This window comes from Auraticoccus cholistanensis, assembly GCF_009742705.1.
In the GTDB taxonomy this organism is placed as follows: domain Bacteria; phylum Actinomycetota; class Actinomycetes; order Propionibacteriales; family Propionibacteriaceae; genus Auraticoccus; species Auraticoccus cholistanensis.
On sequence record NZ_WPCU01000015.1, the window covers coordinates 1 to 1,272 of the forward strand.

Here is a 1,272-nt window from a genome sequence, read left to right on the forward strand (position 1 = left end):
CCCGTCGGCTGGTGCTGAACCGGGCCTGCGACGACCCCGCGCGCCGGCGCGAGATCGACTTCGACCCCGACGACGACCTGGTGCTGCACCGTCGCCGCGCGCTCCCCTTCCACCCCAACGGCATGACCTTCACCGCCACCGACGCAGCTGGTTCGGTGCTGCGGCGCTCGACCAGCTACTCCGTCGGCGGCGGGTTCGTGCTCGACGACGACGGCAGCGGCACGCCGGTGCTGCGGCCCGACCCCACCCCGGTCCCCCACCCCTTCCGCACCGGCGCGGAGCTGCTGGCCGAGTGCGACCGCACCGGGATGGGGGTGGCGGAGCTGATGTGGGCCGACGAGACCGCCCGGCGCCCCCGCGAGGAGGTCCGCCGCCGGCTGCTGGCCGTCTGGGACACCATGAGGGCCTGCGTCGAGGCCGGCTGCCGACGCACCGGCACGCTGCCCGGCGGGCTGCGGGTGCCGCGCCGGGCCGCCGACCTGCGGGCCCGGCTGCTGGCCGAGGAGGGCCGTCCCGGTGCGCAGCCCGACCCGCTGCGCGCGCTGGACTGGGTGACCCTCTGGGCGCTGGCGGTCAACGAGGAGAACGCCGCCGGCGGCCGGGTGGTGACCGCCCCCACCAACGGGGCCGCGGGCATCATCCCCGCGGTGCTGCACTACGTCGTCCGGTTCGTGCCCGGCAGCGACGAGGACACCGTCTGCGACTTCCTGCTGGTCGCCGGCGCGCTGGGGGCCGTCTACCAGCAGAGCGCCTCCATCTCCGGCGCCGAGGTCGGCTGCCAGGGCGAGGTGGGGACCGCCTGCTCGATGGCGGCCGGGGCGCTGGCCGCCGTCCTCGGCGGGACCCCGCGCCAGGTCGAGAACGCCGCCGAGATCGGGCTGGAGCACCACCTCGGTCTGACCTGCGACCCCGTCGGCGGGCTGGTGCAGATCCCCTGCATCGAGCGCAACGCCGTCGCCTCGGTCAAGGCCATCACCGCCGCCCGGCTGGCGCTGCACGGCACCGGCACGCACAAGGTGAGCCTGGACCAGGTGGTCCGCACGATGATGCAGACCGGGGCCGACATGAAGGTCAAGTACAAGGAGACCGCCCGCGGCGGGCTCGCGGTCAACATCGTCGAGTGCTGAGGGCCCGCCCGGGGGGCCCCGGTGGCGACGCCCCGGCCTCGGGGCAGGATGAGCCCGACGGGGCCCCGGCAGCCCGGGACGTCCCCGCACCCACGACCGACCCGGCGCGCCGCGCCGGGCTGACCCCGGAGGACCGATGACCGAG

Annotated in this window: 1 protein-coding gene; it reads left to right on the forward strand. The window is 76.3% G+C overall.

Features of this window, described 5'->3' with window-relative positions; all coding sequences use genetic code 11:
• On the forward strand, window positions 1-1,127 hold a 1,127-nt coding region (locus GC722_RS17410), incomplete at its 5' end, for an L-serine ammonia-lyase (RefSeq protein ID WP_156612198.1).
• Between the last annotated feature and the right edge of the window lie 145 nt (window positions 1,128-1,272).